The sequence below is a fragment of the Ruegeria sp. YTSC106 genome, from assembly GCF_059609765.1.
Window position 1 is genome coordinate 1 of record NZ_JBXWMI010000051.1, and the last position, 1064, is coordinate 1064.

1 protein-coding gene is annotated in these 1064 nt (G+C 63.1%); it reads right to left on the reverse strand.

The window, feature by feature from the left end:
* Positions 1–1064 (reverse strand): thiamine pyrophosphate-dependent enzyme (locus AC2FEB_RS23320; protein WP_496884424.1); only part of this gene is annotated, 1064 nt, incomplete at both ends.

Below are 1064 nucleotides of genomic sequence, written 5' to 3' on the forward strand. Positions count from 1 at the left end.
TGATCTTTCATTTCGTCGGCTGAGATTCCGGCGACTGCGACGGGTTTTTTCATTGCGTCGCGGCGGAAGGGTTCGCCGAGTTCCTGGTTGATCAGGGCCTCGATCAGCGTGGTGATGCCGTTCTTCTGGTCCTCGATCGCTTGGTTCAGCGCCGCGGTCAGCTCGTCCTGGGTGCGGGCAACGACGCCCTTCAGACCACAGGCCTGCGCAATACCGGCGTAAGACACTTTGGTGTCCAGCTCGGTGCCCACGAAGTTGTCGTCAAACCACAGGGTCGAGTTGCGCTTTTCCGCGCCCCACTGATAGTTGCGGAAGACGATCTGGGTCACGGCAGGCCATTCCTCGCGGCCGATCGCGGTCAGTTCGTTCACCGCGATGCCGAATGCACCATCACCGGCAAAGCCCACAACCGGAACGTCCGGGCAGCCGATCTTGGCGCCGACGATGGCGGGCAGCCCATAGCCGCAGGGGCCGAACAGGCCCGGCGCCAGGTACTTGCGGCCCTCTTCAAACGACGGATAGGCGTTGCCGATGGCGCAGTTGTTGCCGATATCGGACGAGATGATCGCCTCTTTCGGCAGCGCCGCCTGAATCGCGCGCCACGCCATGCGCGGGCTCATCCAGTCCGGCTTGGCGTCACGGGCGCGCTGGTTCCAGGTGGTGCCCGGATCGTCATCCTCGTGGGTCATCGAGGTCAGCTCCTGCGCCCAGGCGGATTTTTTCTGCGCAATGCGTTCCTTGCGCTCCTTGCGGCCTTCGTCACCGGCGGTGTCGCTCAGCTGGGCCAGAATGCCTTGGGCCACCTTGGCCGCATCACCGACGATACCGACGGTGACAGTTTTGGTCAGGCCGATGCGGTCGGGGTTGATGTCGACCTGGATGATCTTGGCATTCGCCGGCCAGTATTCCATGCCATAGCCCGGCAGGGTCGAGAACGGGTTCAGACGGGTGCCAAGACACAGAACAACATCAGCCTCGCTGATCAGCTCCATCCCGGCCTTCGAACCGTTATAGCCCAGAGGGCCGGCAAACAGCGGGTGGTTGCCGGGGAAGGCGTCGTTGTG